Origin of the sequence: Rhizobium sp. PvP014, assembly GCF_017876855.1 — a bacterium.
In the GTDB taxonomy this organism is placed as follows: domain Bacteria; phylum Pseudomonadota; class Alphaproteobacteria; order Rhizobiales; family Rhizobiaceae; genus Neorhizobium; species Neorhizobium soli.
This window is the reverse complement of the sequence record NZ_JAGIOT010000001.1, coordinates 847664-864039: the sequence shown is the minus strand read 5'-3', so window position 1 is coordinate 864039 and position 16376 is coordinate 847664. Positions and strand designations below refer to the sequence as shown.

Annotated in this window: 15 protein-coding genes; 12 read left to right on the top strand and 3 right to left on the bottom strand. The window is 61.0% G+C overall.

Features of this window, described 5'->3' with window-relative positions:
• The first annotated feature begins 326 nt into the window (after positions 1 to 326).
• Positions 327 to 1265: a 3-hydroxyacyl-CoA dehydrogenase gene (locus J3A65_RS03895; RefSeq protein ID WP_209899574.1), complete on the top strand. Its 939-nt coding sequence runs from the start codon at positions 327 to 329 to the stop codon at positions 1263 to 1265.
• On the opposite strand, the gene J3A65_RS03890 is transcribed toward J3A65_RS03895, so the two are convergent.
• A complete protein-coding gene (locus tag J3A65_RS03890; protein WP_209899571.1) occupies positions 1262 to 2014 on the bottom strand; it encodes an SDR family oxidoreductase in 753 nt (250 codons plus the stop codon). The genes J3A65_RS03895 and J3A65_RS03890 overlap by 4 nt on opposite strands.
• A complete protein-coding gene (hisD, locus tag J3A65_RS03885; RefSeq protein WP_209899568.1) occupies positions 2011 to 3321 on the bottom strand; it encodes a histidinol dehydrogenase in 1311 nt (436 codons plus the stop codon). The genes J3A65_RS03890 and hisD overlap by 4 nt, the downstream gene beginning before the upstream one ends.
• 92 nt (positions 3322 to 3413) lie before the next feature.
• On the opposite strand from hisD, the gene J3A65_RS03880 reads away from it, so the two are divergent.
• The 4 genes from J3A65_RS03880 to J3A65_RS03865 all read left to right on the top strand — a co-directional run bounded on the left by J3A65_RS03880 (position 3414) and on the right by J3A65_RS03865 (position 7523).
• Positions 3414 to 4394: a substrate-binding domain-containing protein gene (locus J3A65_RS03880; protein WP_209899565.1), complete on the top strand. Its 981-nt coding sequence runs from the start codon at positions 3414 to 3416 to the stop codon at positions 4392 to 4394.
• Between the two features lie 168 nt (positions 4395 to 4562).
• Positions 4563 to 5552: a TRAP transporter substrate-binding protein DctP gene (gene dctP, locus J3A65_RS03875; RefSeq protein ID WP_184655853.1), complete on the top strand. Its 990-nt coding sequence runs from the start codon at positions 4563 to 4565 to the stop codon at positions 5550 to 5552.
• Between the two features lie 158 nt (positions 5553 to 5710).
• Positions 5711 to 6241 carry a TRAP transporter small permease gene (locus tag J3A65_RS03870; RefSeq protein WP_062459152.1) on the top strand — a complete coding sequence of 177 codons (531 nt, stop codon included), beginning with the start codon at positions 5711 to 5713 and terminating at the stop codon, positions 6239 to 6241.
• Position 6242: 1 nt separating this feature from the next.
• Complete coding sequence (locus tag J3A65_RS03865; protein ID WP_092662859.1) at positions 6243 to 7523, top strand: TRAP transporter large permease; 1281 nt, start codon at positions 6243 to 6245, stop codon at positions 7521 to 7523.
• Positions 7524 to 7569: 46 nt separating this feature from the next.
• Here J3A65_RS03865 and J3A65_RS03860 read toward each other — a convergent pair whose 3' ends face one another.
• Positions 7570 to 8595, bottom strand: coding sequence for a LacI family DNA-binding transcriptional regulator (locus tag J3A65_RS03860; protein ID WP_082476356.1), 1026 nt, complete (start codon positions 8593 to 8595; stop codon positions 7570 to 7572).
• Between the two features lie 183 nt (positions 8596 to 8778).
• Here J3A65_RS03860 and J3A65_RS03855 point away from each other — a divergent pair, with 183 nt between their 5' ends.
• The 7 genes from J3A65_RS03855 (at position 8779) to J3A65_RS03825 (ending at position 16330) form a co-directional block, all read left to right on the top strand.
• Complete coding sequence (locus J3A65_RS03855; RefSeq protein WP_245341433.1) at positions 8779 to 10146, top strand: LLM class flavin-dependent oxidoreductase; 1368 nt, start codon at positions 8779 to 8781, stop codon at positions 10144 to 10146.
• Between the two features lie 21 nt (positions 10147 to 10167).
• Positions 10168 to 11529: an acyclic terpene utilization AtuA family protein gene (locus tag J3A65_RS03850; protein ID WP_209899562.1), complete on the top strand. Its 1362-nt coding sequence runs from the start codon at positions 10168 to 10170 to the stop codon at positions 11527 to 11529.
• A 1-nt stretch (position 11530) separates the two neighbouring features.
• A complete protein-coding gene (locus J3A65_RS03845) occupies positions 11531 to 11848 on the top strand; it encodes a DUF4387 domain-containing protein (RefSeq protein WP_062459166.1) in 318 nt (105 codons plus the stop codon).
• An 81-nt stretch (positions 11849 to 11929) separates the two neighbouring features.
• Positions 11930 to 13273, top strand: a complete 1344-nt coding sequence (locus tag J3A65_RS03840; protein ID WP_209899560.1) for an MFS transporter — start codon at positions 11930 to 11932, stop codon at positions 13271 to 13273.
• A 17-nt stretch (positions 13274 to 13290) separates the two neighbouring features.
• Entirely contained in the window at positions 13291 to 14259 is a 969-nt protein-coding gene (locus J3A65_RS03835) for a flavin reductase (protein ID WP_062459172.1), read from the top strand.
• 25 nt (positions 14260 to 14284) lie between these two features.
• Entirely contained in the window at positions 14285 to 15166 is an 882-nt protein-coding gene (locus J3A65_RS03830; protein ID WP_062577822.1) for an MBL fold metallo-hydrolase, read from the top strand.
• Positions 15167 to 15205: 39 nt separating this feature from the next.
• Positions 15206 to 16330 (top strand): zinc-dependent alcohol dehydrogenase family protein, encoded by a 1125-nt coding sequence (locus tag J3A65_RS03825; protein ID WP_209899557.1) that lies wholly within the window; start codon positions 15206 to 15208, stop codon positions 16328 to 16330.
• Positions 16331 to 16376 lie beyond the last annotated feature (46 nt).

Below are 16376 nucleotides of genomic sequence, written 5' to 3'. Positions count from 1 at the left end.
CAAGGATTTCTCTGTTTACGGCGAGACAGGCTCTTCGCCGTCGAGGACGCACTAGCACCGAGATTGCAGAAATGCCTTCGGAAAAGTTCGTTTCTGGAATGAAGTAGCCCCCGGGCGGTGACGCTGCTTCGGGATATCAGTCCGGGAGCAACCGCCTGCCTCGTCCACTGCCAAAAGCCGATACGACGACGGTGGGACACCTTCTTTCGTGAAAGATTTTCACTGGCATGATCGACGATTGACCCTCTGGCTGCCTTGCTGCTTGCTCACACAGCCAGCGTGGAGGCGCTGCATTTGACTGCAGCTCACAAGGGGAGATCCAGGACATGAATGCGATCAGGAACGTTGCCATCGTCGGCGCAGGTCTGGTGGGGCAGGGCTGGGCGATTGTCTTCGCGCGGGCCGGCATGGACGTCACCGTTTATGATGCCCGCGAAAACGCCGAGACTGTCATCGGCGCGCAGATCGACAAGGCCGTCGGCGATCTTGCCGCCGGGGGGCTTTGCGGCGACGTGCCTTTGGTCCTGTCGCGCATCCGTTTTGCGCGGAGCCTCAGCGAGGCTGTGTCGGGCTGCGACTACGTACAGGAGTCGGCGTTCGAGCGGATCGATGTGAAGCGCGAGGTCAGTCTTGCGATCGATGCGGTGCTTCCCGCTCATGCCATCGTCGGCAGTTCCACCTCAGGATTTCCCGGGTCGGCGTTCTATGAGGAGTGTGGCAACCGGGAGCGGTTGATGGTGGTGCATCCCGTCAATCCTCCGCATCTCGTGCCGCTGGTCGAAATCGTCCCAACGCCCTGGACTGCGCCACAGGCGGCGAGCCGTGTCCGGCGCCTGATGGAGGATGTGGGGCAGTCAGCCGTGTCGCTGTCGCGCGAAACTCCCGGCTTCGTGCTGAACAGGTTGCAGGGCGCCTTGCTGGACGAAGCGTTTGCACTGTTTGCGGAAGGCTATGCTACGGCCGAAGACATCGATCGCACGGTGCGCGACGGGCTTGGGTTGCGCTGGTCGTTCATGGGACCGTTCGAGACCATCGATCTCAACGCGCCGAAGGGGCTTGCAGATTATGCCGAACGGCTCGGGCCGATGTATGCCGGATTTGCCGATCAGCGCAGGGCAGACCGAGGCTGGGCGCCGGATGCGGTGACACGGGCGGATGCGGAGCGTCGCGAACTGCTCGCAGAGCAGGATCTCGATGCCAGACGCTCCTGGCGCGATGAAATGCTGATGCGGATCGTCCGGGCGAAGCAGGCGGTGGCGGACTAGTCCGCCGTCCAGCCGCCGTCGATCATCAACGCCGAGCCGGTCATCAGGGACGACGCGTCGGAGGCAAGGAAAATGGCGGCGCCGACGACGTCTGCCGGCTGCCCCAGGCGACCTAGCTTGATCTTGGACAGCGTCTCGCGGCGAAACTCCTCATCCTCGAAATACGAGGCGGTCATGGGTGTCTCGATAAAGGTGGGGCAAAGGGTATTGATGCGGATGCCGGCAGGTCCAAGTTCGACCGCCAACGCCTTGGTAAAACCTTCAATCGCAAATTTTGAGCCGCAATAGAGTGTCCTGTTGGCCGCGCCGACATGGCCCATCTGCGAGGACATGTTGATGACGGTGCCCCGCCTACCATGCCTCAGTATCACGGCCGTCACGGACTGGGCTGCAAAAATTGCAGCCTTCGTGTTCAGGCCGAAGACGGCATCGTAGTCGTCTTCAGTGACCTCGGTCAGCGGCTTGGGGCGATTGGTGCCGGCATTGTTGACAAAGATATCGAACGGCGCTTGCGCCTCGACATGCTGGCGGAAGCCGGCAATGTCGGTGACATCGCACACAAGCGGCCGCGCCCTCCAGCCGCGCGTAGACATCACAGCGCAGGCCTCCTCGATCTCCGGCCGCGAGCGCGCGCAAAGCGTTACTTCGGCACCCGCCTCGGCAAGGCCTTCGGCGACCGCGCGTCCAATGCCACGGCTGGCGCCGGTGACGAGCGCCCGCTTGCCGGCAAGATTGAAAAGGCCGCTCATTGGGCTGCTTCGCCATAGGCGACGTCGCGGTTGCCGTAGCGTCTCACCCGTAAGTTCGCCTGTTCGGCATGGCCGACGAAACCCTCGAGCATGCTCAGCCTCGAGCAATAGGCGCCGACCTCAGCCGCCGCTTTGTCCGTTGTGACGCGCTGGTAGGAATGGGTCTTGAGAAACTTGCCGACCCAGAGACCGCCGGTATAACGCCCCGCCTTTTTCGTCGGCAAAGTATGGTTGGTGCCGATGACCTTGTCGCCATTGGCAACGTTGGTGCGTGGGCCGAGGAAGAGCGCGCCGTAGGAATGCATGTTTTCGAGAAACCAGTCGTCGCGGTCTGTCATAACCTGCACGTGCTCGGAGGCGATGTCGTCGGCGACGTCGAGCATCTCCTCGTAAGTGTCGCAGACGATGATTTCGCCGTACTCGCGCCAGGATACGGAAGCGGTTTCGGCAGTTGGCAGGATTCCGAGAATACGATCGATTTCAGCGATCGTCGCTTTGGCCAGCGTCTCCGAATTGGTCACGAGAACCGCCGGGGAATTGTAGCCATGTTCGGCTTGCCCCAGAAGGTCGGTGGCGCACATTTCCGCGTCCACAGTCTCGTCCGCAATGACCATCGTTTCGGTCGGGCCGGCAAAGAGATCTATCCCGACACGCCCGTAGAGCTGGCGCTTAGCTTCCGCAACAAACGCGTTGCCGGGGCCGACGAGCATGTCGACGGGGCGAATGGTCTCGGTCCCGAGCGCCATCGCGCCGATCGCCTGAATGCCGCCGAGGACATAAATTTCATGGGCCCCGCCGAGATGCATTGCAGCGACGATGGCGGGGTGGGGTTCGCCTTTTTGGGCCGGAGCCGCTGCTGCGATGCGGGGAACTCCCGCCACCGAGGCCGTGAGGACAGACATATGCGCCGACGCGACCATCGGGTACTTGCCGCCTGGAACATAGCAACCGACCGACTGGACCGGAATATTGCGGTGGCCGAGGAAGACCCCCGGCATTGTCTCGATTTCGATATCGGTCATCGACGCTCTTTGGGCTTCGGCAAATTTGCGGATCTGAGTCTGGGCAAACCTGATGTCGTCCATGTCGCGAGCCGACACCTTGTTGATTGCCGCCTCGATCTCGGACGTGGTCAGTATAAACGAGGCCGGAGAGAAGTTGTCGAATTTCGCCGACAGGTCGCGTACTGCGGCGTCGCCTCGGGTTTCGATGTCCTTGAGCGTCGCTTCGACAAGCGTCCTGACTTTGGCGTCATCCTCGGCGCGTTCGGCGGCCGCCTTCCCCTGTTTTATATAGCGAATTGACATGTCTCACCTCCCTTTTGACATCGAGCGTAATGTGCTAGCGACGTTGAATGCAAGTTTTCATCATTGCGTGAAAAAATTTCATGGAGTCTGTTTTGAAGCCGACAGCCAAGCAGGTCGCTCATGAGGCGGGCGTTTCCATCGCCGCGGTATCACGCGCGTTTTCGCCGGGATCGTCCATCGATCCGTTGAAAAGACAGCGTATCCTTCAGGTCGCAGCGCAGTTGGGTTATAGCAGTCCGGCGCGCCGTACTGCCGAGGTGATCTCCGCCGGTACAGTGACGTTGGTGGCAGGCGATCTCGCCAACCCGTTCTATCCACTCGTTCTCGACACGCTCGCAAAAGCACTGCAGGCGGTCGGGAGACAATTGCTCGTCTATGCCATCCCGCCGCAGGCGGACATGGACCAGCTGACGCCGCAGATCCTTGCCGCTCGCCCCAGCGCACTTGTCGTGACCTCCGCAAGCCTGACGTCTGGAATGGCCAACGCCTGCCGGCAGCATGGCATCCGGGTGGTGCTGCTCAACCGGATCCAGCGCAATGTCCGCGTTAATGCGGTCGCGTGCGACAATCACGCAGGCGGTCGTGATGCGGCACTGTTTCTGCTCGGCAGGGGGCGCCGACGGATAGGCTTCATCGGCGGGATCTCCAACACGTCTACCCACCGTGACCGGGCGGAAGGCTTTTCCGAAGCATTACGCGAGAGCGGGCATTCCGTGCTTGCCGAGGGAAACGGGGAGTTCACCTACCGAGGCAGCTACGGCGCAGTGCTATCACTGCTGACAGCAAAAAACCGTCCGGATGCGCTGTTCTGCTGCAACGACATCATGGCGCTCGCCGCCATAGATGCTGCCCGCGAACTTGGACTGTCCGCACCTGAGGATCTTTCGATCGTTGGATTTGACGACATTCCCATGGCCGGTTGGAGATCCTATCGTCTGACGACGATCCGGCAGCCGATTACCCGCATGATCTCCGAGGTCGTGGGCCTGATACAGGCCAGCAAGACCGTTCCACTCGACGTGACGACGACCAGCATCCTGCCTGGCAAATTGATTGTGCGCGGCAGTGCCTGAAGACGATCCTGCGCAACCGGGAAAGAAGGATATTTCGCGCGTCGGCAGAAAAAACTTGACGGGACGGGCAAATTTGCGAAAGTTAATGCACACGTTTGCGCATCTGCAGCGGCGATAAGGAGGTCGCAGCTGAGTAACCGGATGCAAGCTTTGACCGGGAGGGATAAGATGAAGCTCAAGACACTTGCTGTCGTTCTGGCAGCTCTTGTGATGGGAACGGGACAGGGTTTCGCCGCCGAGCGGGCCCTTCGCGTCGCCACCAGCGTTCCGCACAATCACTACCTCACCAACGTCATCAAGGAGTTCGCAGACAACGTGTCGAAGCGGACCAACGGCGAAATTACCTTCGAGTTCTATGACTCGGGTTCACTCGTCAGCGACCAGCACATGGACGAGGCGGTTGCAAACGGCACGATCGATATCGGCATTGCCTCGGCATCCATCCTTGCCGGCACCGTGCCCGCTCTCAACGTGTTCGCCGTGCCATTCTTTTTCGATACGCGCGAAAAGCTTGATCGCGCTGTGCTGCCCGGAACCCCGATCAGGACCATACTCGACAAGAGGATCAACCAGACTGGGTCGCGCGCGATGTTCTGGATCCCTTATGGCTTCATCACGATGATTACCCGCGACAAGGAAGTTCATGTCCCTGCGGATATGCGCAACCTGAAGATCAGAACGTTCGGCTCTACCGTCAGCGAATTCGTCGAGGCCGTGGGAGCCGCTCCGGTCGTCACCAGCGGTAGCGAACAGTTCCTGGCGCTTCAGCGCGGTATCGTCGATGGCGGGCTGACGGGATGGCCGTCGGTCGAGGAGCGCCGCCTTTTCGAGGTTTCGCGCTACGTCATCGCGACGGACCACATGTATGAGACGCATTTCGCCCTGATGAGCGAAAAAGCGCTCGAAAAGATGCCGACCGAACTTCGTGCGATCTTCCAGGAGGAGGCCGCGAAACTCGAGACGGTGCTCATGGATCGCATCTTCGATGCCACCAAGCATACGCGCGAGGTTCTCGCCAAGAAGATGGAGATCATCGATCTCACGCCGGATGAAATCGTCCAGTGGAAAGAGGAAACGGCACCTGTCGCAAAGTCGTTCTACGACAACGGAAACGACCTTGCGAAATCTGTTTTCGACGAAGCGCAAAAGCTTCAGTAGCGGCAATTGGCTAGCCGCGCCGCCTCGCACAGAGTCGGCACAATGTAAAAGCACGACACCAAAAACAAGGGCGGGGCGCAGTGCCACCGTCGCGGCGAAACGCGCATTCGCGCAGCGTCTGAGAGGGTCAGACGCAAACGTCTGGGAGGAACGGCACCATGCCCCCGCAAGAAAAGAAATGGGTCGGTACAATCGAGTCGACCATCATGAGGATCGGTGAATACAGTTCATGGATCTACCTCTTCATCGGCATCATCGTCGCCTATGAAGTGGCGTCGCGATACTTCTTCAACAGTCCGACGGACTGGGTCGAGGAGACCTCACGTCTCGGCATGGTCTGGGCAACATTCCTGCTGTTTCCAGCCTGCATGGGGCGCCGGCAGTTGATCTCGATCACGCTTTTCTCCGATGCGGTCGGCGAACGCGCCAAGGTCGTTCTCGAAGGCATAAGCTTTGCGATCATCGCGCTCGCCTGTGCCGTCGTCTCCTTCGAGGCGCTTGTTGCCGCAATCGACGCGGCGACAGTCGGCCGCGCTACGGCGAGTGTCCTGCGCATCCCCTATTGGCTCTTCTACCTGCCGGTCGCGATCGGGTTCTTTCTTTTCTTCGTCCAGGCTGCGCTGGAACTGATCCTGCTTGTTGCGACGGGGCAGCGACGCAAGCTCGAACTCGCGCACGAGGAGATCTGATATGGAAAGCGTTATCGTACTAGTCGCGCTCTTCGTCTTTCTGTTTGCGGGCATACCGGTCGGTATCGCGCTTTCGACGACGGGTATCGTTCTTCTCCTGATGAAGGACGTGCCGCTCGCCAGCGTGTCGATGGAATTCCTCGGCTCGGTCAACAATTTCATCCTGCTGGCGGTGCCGGTGTTTCTTTTGACGTCGAATATTCTGCTGAAGGCGGGGGTCGCGAAAGACCTGTTCGACGCGGTGCAGCGATGGGTCGGCGGCGTGCGCGGCGGTGTCGCGATCGCAACGATCATCTCCTGCGGCATCTTTGCCGCGATCTCGGGCTCTTCCGTGGCCGTTGCGGCCATGATCGGCACCGTGGCAATTCCCGAGATGACCAAGCGCGGCTACGATCGTCGCTTTGTCATGGGAACGCTCGCCGCTGGCGCAACGCTTGGCATCCTCATCCCGCCGTCCATTCCGCTGATCATCTATTCGGCGGTCGCGGAGCAGTCCACCGCCTCGATGTTCCTTGCTGGCGTCGGGCCCGGGCTGTTCTTGATCGTGCTGTTCCTGATCTACTGCATCGTCAAGTCGTTCATGGGGGCGGCACCGAAGGCGGAAAAAGGTGAATCCGGTTCGGGTGGTCGGATGGCTGCAAGCCTTCGCGCCCTGCCGACCATGGTCATTGCGCTGACGATGATCGTCGGGATCTATGCAGGCGTCTTCACGCCGACGGAGTCGGCAGCTGTGGGCCTCGTCATGACCCTGATCTACGTATTCGGCATACGCCGGGGCGTGTCTTTTGCAGATTTTCGGGGGGCGGTGTTCGGCGCGGGTCTTACCACGGCGAACCTGCTGCTGATCATTGCGGGGGCAAACGTATTCGGCAAGGCGATCATGCTTTACCGCATTCCCTACGAAATCTCCCAGTGGATCGCCGTCAATATCGAGACGGCTGGCATGTTCATGCTGGCGGTCACAGCGGTGTTGCTCCTGCTCGGCCTGTTCCTGGAGGGTATCGCGATGATCCTGATCGTGCTTCCGGTGCTCCTCCCGTCGCTCGGCGTGCACGGAATCGATCCAATCTGGTTCGGCATCTACTTCGTGCTGATGATCGAGATCGCGCTGATTACGCCGCCGGTGGGTATGAACCTCTTCGTGATCCAGTCGGTGGCGAAATCGAGTTTGAAGGAGGTGATGTACGGGGCTCTGCCATACGTCGTCATCATGCTGTTCGCCGTGCTTGCCATCTACTTCTTCCCCGCAATCGTGATGTATATTCCGAAAGCGGGCGGATAGGCTGCACCGACAACTGGTCGAGAAAGGGCGCTTTTCGCGCCCTTTTTCATGCCCGGCCGGTGGAGCCGCGAACAATCAGCTTGCCGCGCATGGCGATCAGTTCGTCCGGCAGGCTCGGATCGACCGTGCGCGCTCGCAGCAGTTCAAAGGCGCGCTGGATCATCAGGGGCAGGGGCTGCTGGATTGTCGTGAGGTCGTAGATCGGCCGGGCGGACGCCGCAACGCCATCGAAGCCTGCAACCAGGATGTCGCCGGGCACATCGATCGACGCCAGGCGCAGTGCGTCGAGGACGCCCATGGCCATGATGTCGCTCAACGCGAAGATCGCATCCGGGCGCTCCGCCGAGGGGATCGCCGCGATCTCGCGACCGGCCTCGAAGCCGCCGTCGTAATTGGAGTGGCCGTCGATTCGAAGGGAGAGTGCCAGACCGGCCTGTTCCAGTTCGGCGACAAATCCTTCCTCGCGTTCGCGAGACGTCGAACTGGTGGAGGAGGTGTAGATCAGTCCGAAACGACGGCATCCTCGCAACATCAGAAGTTTCGCCATCTCAGCACCGCCAGCACGATTGTCGCAGGTGACGAAGCATCCATGCGAAAGTGCGACGCGGTTGACCATCACGAGCGGGACGTTGTTCTGGGCGCAGATGTCGGCGGCCTTTGAAGACAATATGGCCGACGAGATGATGCAGCCATCGACCTGGTACTGAATCAGCGCCTGCGCAGTGGTATCCTCGATAGGCCCGCCGCCGGCATGAATGATGAGGAGGCGAAAGCCGAGCTTCTCCGCTTGTCGCGTCGCTTCGTGCAACAGTTCCGTATAGAACGGGTTTTCAGCCGGTCCGAGGACAAGTCCGTACAGACCGCTCTTCCCCGAAGACAGCGTGCGCGCCAGAACGTTCGGCATGTAGCCGTGTTCTTTCGCAAGCCCGATGATCAGGTCCCGCATTTTTTGGGAAATCCGCGTGTCGCCTTTGAGCGCGCGGGTCACCGTCGATGGCGCGACTCCCGCCAGTGCTGACAGGGTAACGACCGTCGCTCGGCGCGGTGTGGAAGGCGGCAGTGTTGAGTTCATACCGATTCATAACAAAACAGCTGCGCCCTGTCGCGCCACTCCGCATCCGCACCGATGCGAAAAAGAGGGGCTGCATGACAAAATATTCGCTCCCAACTTGACATCTCCTCCAGAAAGCGATTGGATCGGAGTGCGCAAACGTTTGCGCACATATTTGCGATTGACGATGACACGGGAGGAACGATGTCTACTTCAAAACGCCAGATGAAAATGGTGGGCTTCCTGCAGGCGCAGAACTGCTCGATTGCGCCCGGCTCATGGCGGCATCCTGCCGGCGCCACCGATTTTCTGTCCGCCGAATATTTCCAGCGCATCGGACGCATCCTCGAGGACGGCAAGTTCCATCTCGCCTTTTTCGACGACCGTCTGGCCATGCCCGACATCTACGGTGACGATCACCAGGAAGCGGTCGAGAACGGCGTTCGCGTCGTCAAGATGGATCCGGTCTCGATCATCACGGCGATCGGCATGGCAACCAGCCATATCGGCCTCGGCATCACCTATTCGACCACCTATTACGAGCCCTTTCATGTGGCGCGCCTGTTCGCAACGCTCGACCTGATGACCAAGGGCCGTGCTGCGTGGAACGTCGTGACCTCGCTCAACAATTCCGAGGCGGCCAACTTCGGCCGCGTCGCGCATCTTGCCCATGACCTGCGCTACGAGCGGGCCGACGAGTTCCTGGACGTGGTGACAGGGCTCTGGAACAGCTGGGAGCCTGATGCGCTGATCGTCGACAAGGAGACCGGCCAGTTTGCCGATCCGAAGAAGGTCCATCGGCTCGATCACAAGGGCAAGTATTTCAGCTCGAAGGGTCCGCTGCCGGTGCCTCCGTCAGCGCAGGGCCGCCCGGTGTTGATCCAGGCAGGCCAGAGCGGCCGCGGTCGGGAGTTCGCCGGCAAGTGGGGCGATCTGATCTTTGTTGTCTACCCGACGCTTGAGGCAGGGCAGAAACAGTATGCCGCCGTGAAGCAGGAGGTCGCTGCCGCCGGTCGTAATCCCGACGAGGTTGCAATCTGCCCGGCCTGCTACGTCTGCGTCGGCGAAAGCCAGGAAATCGCCGAGGAGAAGCGCGAGTACATTCGTGCGCTCGCCAAGCCGATCGATGCTGTCGTGCTGTTGTCGGAAGCGCTCAACTTCGATTTCGCCAGCAAGCCGATGGATAGCGAATTCACCGACGAGGAGCTGAAGAAGCTGTCCTGGTCGGGCTTCAAGGAGCGCGTCATCTCCCTGAGCGGCAAACCCAATCCGACCGTGCGTGACTTCGTGCACTATTCGGGCCGCGGCACGATCGGCGAGTTTCCGATCTTCTGCGGGACGCCGACCATGGTCGCCGACCAGATGGAAGAGTGGTTCACATCAGGAGCCTGTGACGGTTTCGTGCTGGCGGCCACCCATACACCGGGCGCCTACGAGGACTTCGTCCGCTACGTGGTGCCGGAGCTCCAGCGTCGCGGCGTCTATCAGAAGGACTATGCCGGCACGACGCTGCGCGAAAACCTCGGCATTCCCATGCCGGTTCATCCCGCCCAGCGCCAGGCGGCGGAATAAGCGAGCAGTCGGAGAAGAGTGATGAAAGAATTCAGAATGCTCTCGACGAGCGGCATCCTCGGCTATGGCTATGCCGAGGAATCGCTCAAGATCGGAATGTCGTGGCAGCCGCATGTCATCGGTTGCGATGGCGGCAGTACCGATCCCGGGCCCTACTATCTCGGTGCCGGAACGTCCTTCTGTTCGCGCCTTTCGGTCAAGCGTGATCTGCGGCTGATGCTGCAGGCCAGCATCGCGGCCGGTATTCCCTGCATCATCGGCACGTCCGGTGGGGCAGGGGGCGAGCCGCATCTGCAGGATACGGCAGCACTTGTGCGGGAAATTGCACGGGAGGAGGGGCTGTCGTTCAAGATGGCGCTGATCCATTCCGAGCAAAGCAAGAGCGACCTCGCCGGCTGGGCCGAGAAGGGCCTCACGAAACCGCTGGCAAAGATGAAGCCGCTCGACCGCCAGATGATCGACAACTCTACCCGCGTCGTCGGCATGATGGGGCCGGAGCCGTTTGCAAAGGCACTCGACGAAGGCGCGCAGGTCATTCTTGCCGGTCGAAGCAGCGACCCGGCGCAGTGGGCGGCCCCCGCCATCCGGGCCGGCATGGCGCCTGCACCGTCGTGGTATGCGGGCAAGATGCTGGAATGCGGCGCCGAGCCGACCGTGCCAAAGGAGCCGGACTGCATTTTCCTTCGCGTTCGCGACGACCATGTCGTCTGCGAGCCGCCGAACCCGATTCGGCGCTCGACGCCGTTGGCCGTCGCGAATTTCGCGCTGCATGAGAATTCGAGCCCGATCCACCATGTCGAGCCCGGTGGTCTGCTGGATACGACCGATTGCCGGTTCGAGGCGATCAGCGACCGCGCCGTCAAGATCGATGGCATGACCTGGACGCCGGCCGATCGGTACACGATCAAGCTCGAAGGCGTCGAGATGGCCGGTTACCGGTCCATCGCGATCTGCGGCACGCGCGATCCGATCCTGATCTCGCAGATCGACGACTATCTCGCCACCCACCGCGAGAAGGTTGCCGTGAAGGCCGAATCCTTCGGCGTTCCGCGCGACGATTACCGGATGATCATCCATTGCTACGGCAAGGACGGCGTCATGGGCGGCTGGGAGCCGGTCAAGCAGATCACCAGCCACGAACTCGGCTTCGTGATCGAGGTTGTCGCCAAGACGGCGGATGTCGCCAATGCGGTCATCGCCATGGCGCGCACCTCGATGCTGCATGCGGATTTCCCCGGACGTCTGTGCAAGGAAGGCAACATGGCGTTCCCGTTCAGTCCATCGGATATCGACATGGGCCCGATGTATCGCTTCAGCATCTTCCATACGGTCGAAGTCAGCGATCCCTGCGCCCTGTTCCCCATCGAATACGAGAAGGTGTGACATGGCCCTCATCAGAGACATCGCCCAGATCTGCAAGAGCAAGAATGCCGGTCCTTTCAACGTCACGATCGACGTCCTCTTCGAGGATCACGACCTCTACCGCCGCGTGAAGGCGACGGGAACGCTCAATGCGGCCCTTTTCTCCAGGCTCTACGGCGTCAAGGAAGAAGACGTTCTGTTCACGCCCTACGATACCGCCGCCGCTTTCAAGGCGACGTTCCCGCGAGCGATTCCCGCCGGCGATATCGGCGATACCGACGTCTACGGTGCGCAGCAGCACGCCCCCCTGCTGGATGTCGATATTCCGCTCGAAAACTAACCACGACCTGCGCATGGGTCTTCCGCTGGAGGCTTGAGGGAGACCCATGCGATTGCCAATAACAGCTCGGGGAGGAGCTTCATGGCCACGCAAACATCCGACATCCGCAAGGTCGCACTGGCGAGCTTTATCGGGTCGACCCTGGAATGGTACGATTTCTTCATTTTCGGTACTGCCACGGCACTCGTCTTCAACAAACTGTTCTTTCCGGAATTCGACCCGGTCACAGGTATGATCGCGGCCTTCGCGACCTTCGCCATCGGGTTCATTGCCCGGCCTCTCGGAGGCATCGTGTTCGGCCATTTCGGTGACCGGATCGGCCGCAAGGCGATGCTGATCCTCAGCCTCACCATGATGGGCGGAATCACATTTCTGATCGGTCTTATCCCGACCTATGCAGTCCTCGGCGTCGGGGCGCCGATCCTGCTTACCGTGCTTCGCTTCCTGCAGGGCTTTGCGGTTGGCGGCGAATGGGGTGGAGCGACCCTGATGGTCGTCGAACACGCGCCCAACGAGACGCGCGGCTTTTTCGGCAGCTGGCCGCAGATGGGCATTCCGGCGGCTCTTCTTCTTTCGTCCGGCGTGATGGCGCTTGTCGGCGGGTTGACGACGCCCGAGCAGTTCATGGCCTGGGGATGGCGCTTGCCCTTCCTGTTCAGCGGTATCCTTCTGGTCTTCGGCATCTTCCTTCGCCGGCGCCTCGCGGAATCACCAAGCTTCCAGAAGCTGAAATCCGGTGGCGAACGCCAGCGCCTGCCGATCGTGGACGTGCTGGGCAAGCATGGCAAGAAGACAGCGCTTCTGGTCGCCTGTCAGGCCGCGGAAAACACCAGTTTCTATATCGTGGCGGTGTATTCGCTGGTCTATCTGACGACGGTCGTCGGCATCGACCGGGCGACGGCGCTTAATTCGCTGATGATCGCAGCCGTCTTCTGCTTTATCGCCCAGCCCCTGTTTGCCGGACTTTCCGACCGGATCGGCCGCAAGCGGGTGTTCATGGGGGGCATGATCTTCAACGGCCTCTTCATCGTGCCGTTCTTTCTTCTCATGGATACGGCGAGCGTATTCTGGATCACCGCTGCGATGACCCTGTCCATCATCTTCGGGCAGGCCACGACGCAATCTACCCAGCCCAGCCTTTTCGCCGAGCAGTATGGGGCGTCGGTCCGCTATAGCGGCGTGTCCGTCGCCTATCAGTTCGCAACCGTGCTCTGGAGCGGACCGACGCCGATGATCGCAGCCGCGCTCTGGGCCTGGTCGGGAAGCTGGATACCGCTTGCCTGCTACATCATCGCCGCCGCCTGCCTGTCGGTCGTCACGATCATTCCGTTGCGCGAGGCGGCCGGTGCCGATCTCGAGGACGAACAGACCGGCTCGCTGCCCCAACCGGCATCACCCGCAAAGACCATTCATCACCATCAATAAGACAGGGAGCAATCACCATGTCCAACGACCCCCGCATTCTGCGTAACGCGCTTGGATCCTTCGCGACCGGCGTGACCGTCGTCACCACCCGATCCGCGGACGGGCAGGATATCGGACGCACAGCAAACAGCTTCAGTTCGGTGTCGCTCGATCCGCCGATGATCCTCTGGAGCCTTGCCAAGACATCCTCGAGCTTCGACGATTTCCGGCAGGCGGGCCATTTCGCAGTTCACATCCTGTCAGCCGAACAGAGCGACATCTCCGGTCTTTTCGCCAGCAAGAAGGAAGACAAGTTCGAGGGGCTGACCGTGGAGAGGGGAGACGGCGACATTCCGCTGCTCAAAGACTGCGCTGCCCGTTTCGAATGCCGGACCGCCCATCAGTATGAAGGCGGGGACCATATCATTTTCGTGGGCGAGATCACCGGGTTCGAGCATTCGAGCACACCGCCGCTGGTCTTCCATGGCGGGCAATACGGCCGGCTCATTCGCCACGCCGGCGAAAACACCTCGTTCGAGAAAACGGAAAGCAGTCTTTCGCCCGATGATTTCATCTACCAGATCTCACGGGTCTTCTATCAAATCCGCAACGACGCGGTGGTCGAACGCCGGCGGCGCGGATGGAGCGGCGCGGACTATGCCGTGCTGACGCTGCTCGGCCATGAGGATGGCAGGACACTCGACACCATCAGCGAGATCGGTCGCTCGCGCGGAGACGAGATTACCGACGAGACGATGGCAAAGCTCGAGGCCGAAGGGTTGATCGAGATCGACGGGACAGCCCCACGGCGTGCGCATCTGACGGGCGCGGGACGCAAGGCGATGATGGAGATCGTCGCCATGCTGAAGGCTGCCGAAGCCGACTGCCTTGCGCTTCTCGACGAAAACGAGGTCTGGGTGCTGAAACAGCTGCTGAACCGGCTTGCGACATCGACTGATTCCGGTTGGCCGCCGGTCCGGCAACAGGCAGCTGTCGCGAGCGCGTGAGCAGGCCCGAACTTCGGAGAATTTCATGACCCGTTTTGCCATTGGAGACATCACCGTTTCGGCCATCTGGGAGCTGGAAGATACATCGTTCCGGATGAAGACGTTCTTCCCTCTCGTCACGGACGAGATCCTCGAGCGCGAGCGTTCCTGGCTTGCACCGGCGTTCTACGATGCCGATAGCGATCGGATCAGGCTCAGCATCCATGCCTGGCTGGTCGACACCGGCCGGCACAAGATCCTGATCGATACCTGCGTCGGCAACGACAAGGAACGGCACGCTCGCACCCAGTGGTCCAACCTTTCGACCCCGTTTCTCGAGCGTCTTCGCGCAACAGGCGTTGAGCCCGAGGACATCGATTATGTCTGTTGCACCCATCTCCACGCCGATCATGTCGGCTGGAACACAAGGCTGATCGACGGACGCTGGGTTCCGACCTTCCCGAATGCCAAATACATCTTTGGCCGCACAGAGTACGATTACTGGGCCGAGAAATACGGCTCCGATCCCGGCGGCCATCATCTTGCAGCCTATAGCGACAGCGTTCTGCCCGTCGTGGAGACCGGTCAGGTCGTGCTGGTCGACGATGGGTATGAACTGGATGGCTGCCTCACGTTCAAACCGGCGCCGGGCCACACGCCTGGCCATGTCGCGATATGGCTGCATTCCAATGGCCGCGAATGCGTGTTTTCAGGCGATATCATCCATCACCCGATCCAGCTCAAATATCCGCAACTGAGTTGCATGGGCTGCGAAAATCAGGCCCAGTCCGCGCTTACGCGGGCAGCATTGCTGGGCGATATCGCCGACACCGAGACTATGCTGATGACGGGGCATTTCCTGGCGCCGCACGCCACGCAGATCGAAACCGACGGCGGAAGTTTTCGCATGCGGTGCAGACAATGCTAGTTTTCACGCGCCGCATTCCAGATTCCAGAGAGGTATGACATGAAGATCCGAGCCGCAACGCTTCGCCAGACAGGCGCGAGCATGCCTTATGCAAAGAGCAAGCCGCTTGAAATCGCCGAGCTGGATCTCGATCCGCCGGGGCAGGGAGAGGTGCTTGTGCGCATTCGTGCCGCAGGGCTCTGCCACTCGGATCTCTCGGTGATCAACGGAAGCCGGCCGCGACCGCTGCCGATGGCAATCGGTCACGAGGCCGCGGGCGAAGTGGTGGAGCTGGGTGAAGGTGTCGACGATCTTGAGGTCGGCGATCACGTCGTGCTTGCCTTCGTGCCAAGCTGCGGCCACTGCCTTCCCTGTGCGGAAGGAAGACCGGCGCTCTGCGAACCGGGTGCTGCAGCAAACGGCAAGGGCACACTACTGACAGGCAGCATTCGGCTGAAATCGCATGGCGAGCCGGTCCATCATCACATCGGTTGCTCGGCTTTTGCCGAACACGCGGTCGTGTCGCGCCGCTCGATCGTCAAGATCGACAAGGACCTGCCGTTCAACGAAGCAGCGCTCTTCGGCTGCGCGGTCCTGACCGGCGTCGGCGCGGTGGTGAATACGGCGAAGGTCCAGGCAGGCCAGACCACGGTGATCATCGGCCTCGGCGGGGTCGGGCTTGCCGCTCTGCTGGGAGCTATTTCGGCGGGTGCGGCGCAAGTCATCGCCGTCGACCTCTCGGATGACAAGCTGACCATCGCCCGAGATCTGGGCGCGACGGCGACTGTCAATGCACGCGATGCGGACGCGGTCGACAAGGTTCGGCAGCTCACCAATGGCGGCGCTGATTTTGCTTTCGAGTTTGCCGGTTCCGAAAAGGCGCTGGAGAGCGCCTACAGGATGACACGGCGCGGCGGGACGACGGTGACGGCCGGACTGCCGGCACCCACCGCGACGCTTCCCCTCAACATCGTCAGTCTTGTCGCCGAGGAGCGAACGCTGAAGGGCAGCTATATCGGCACCTGCGTCCCCGTCCGCGACATTCCGCGCTACGTTGCTCTCTACAAGTCCGGGCGCCTGCCGGTGAACAAGCTTCTCAGCGGCGAGATCCCGCTCGACGAGATCAACGAAGGTTTCGACCGCTTGCATCGGGGCGAAGTGATCCGGCTGGTTGTGCAAATGTGACGGCGGGCTTGAGCGGTAGAGACTATCACCATCGGGCGTCGCTCGG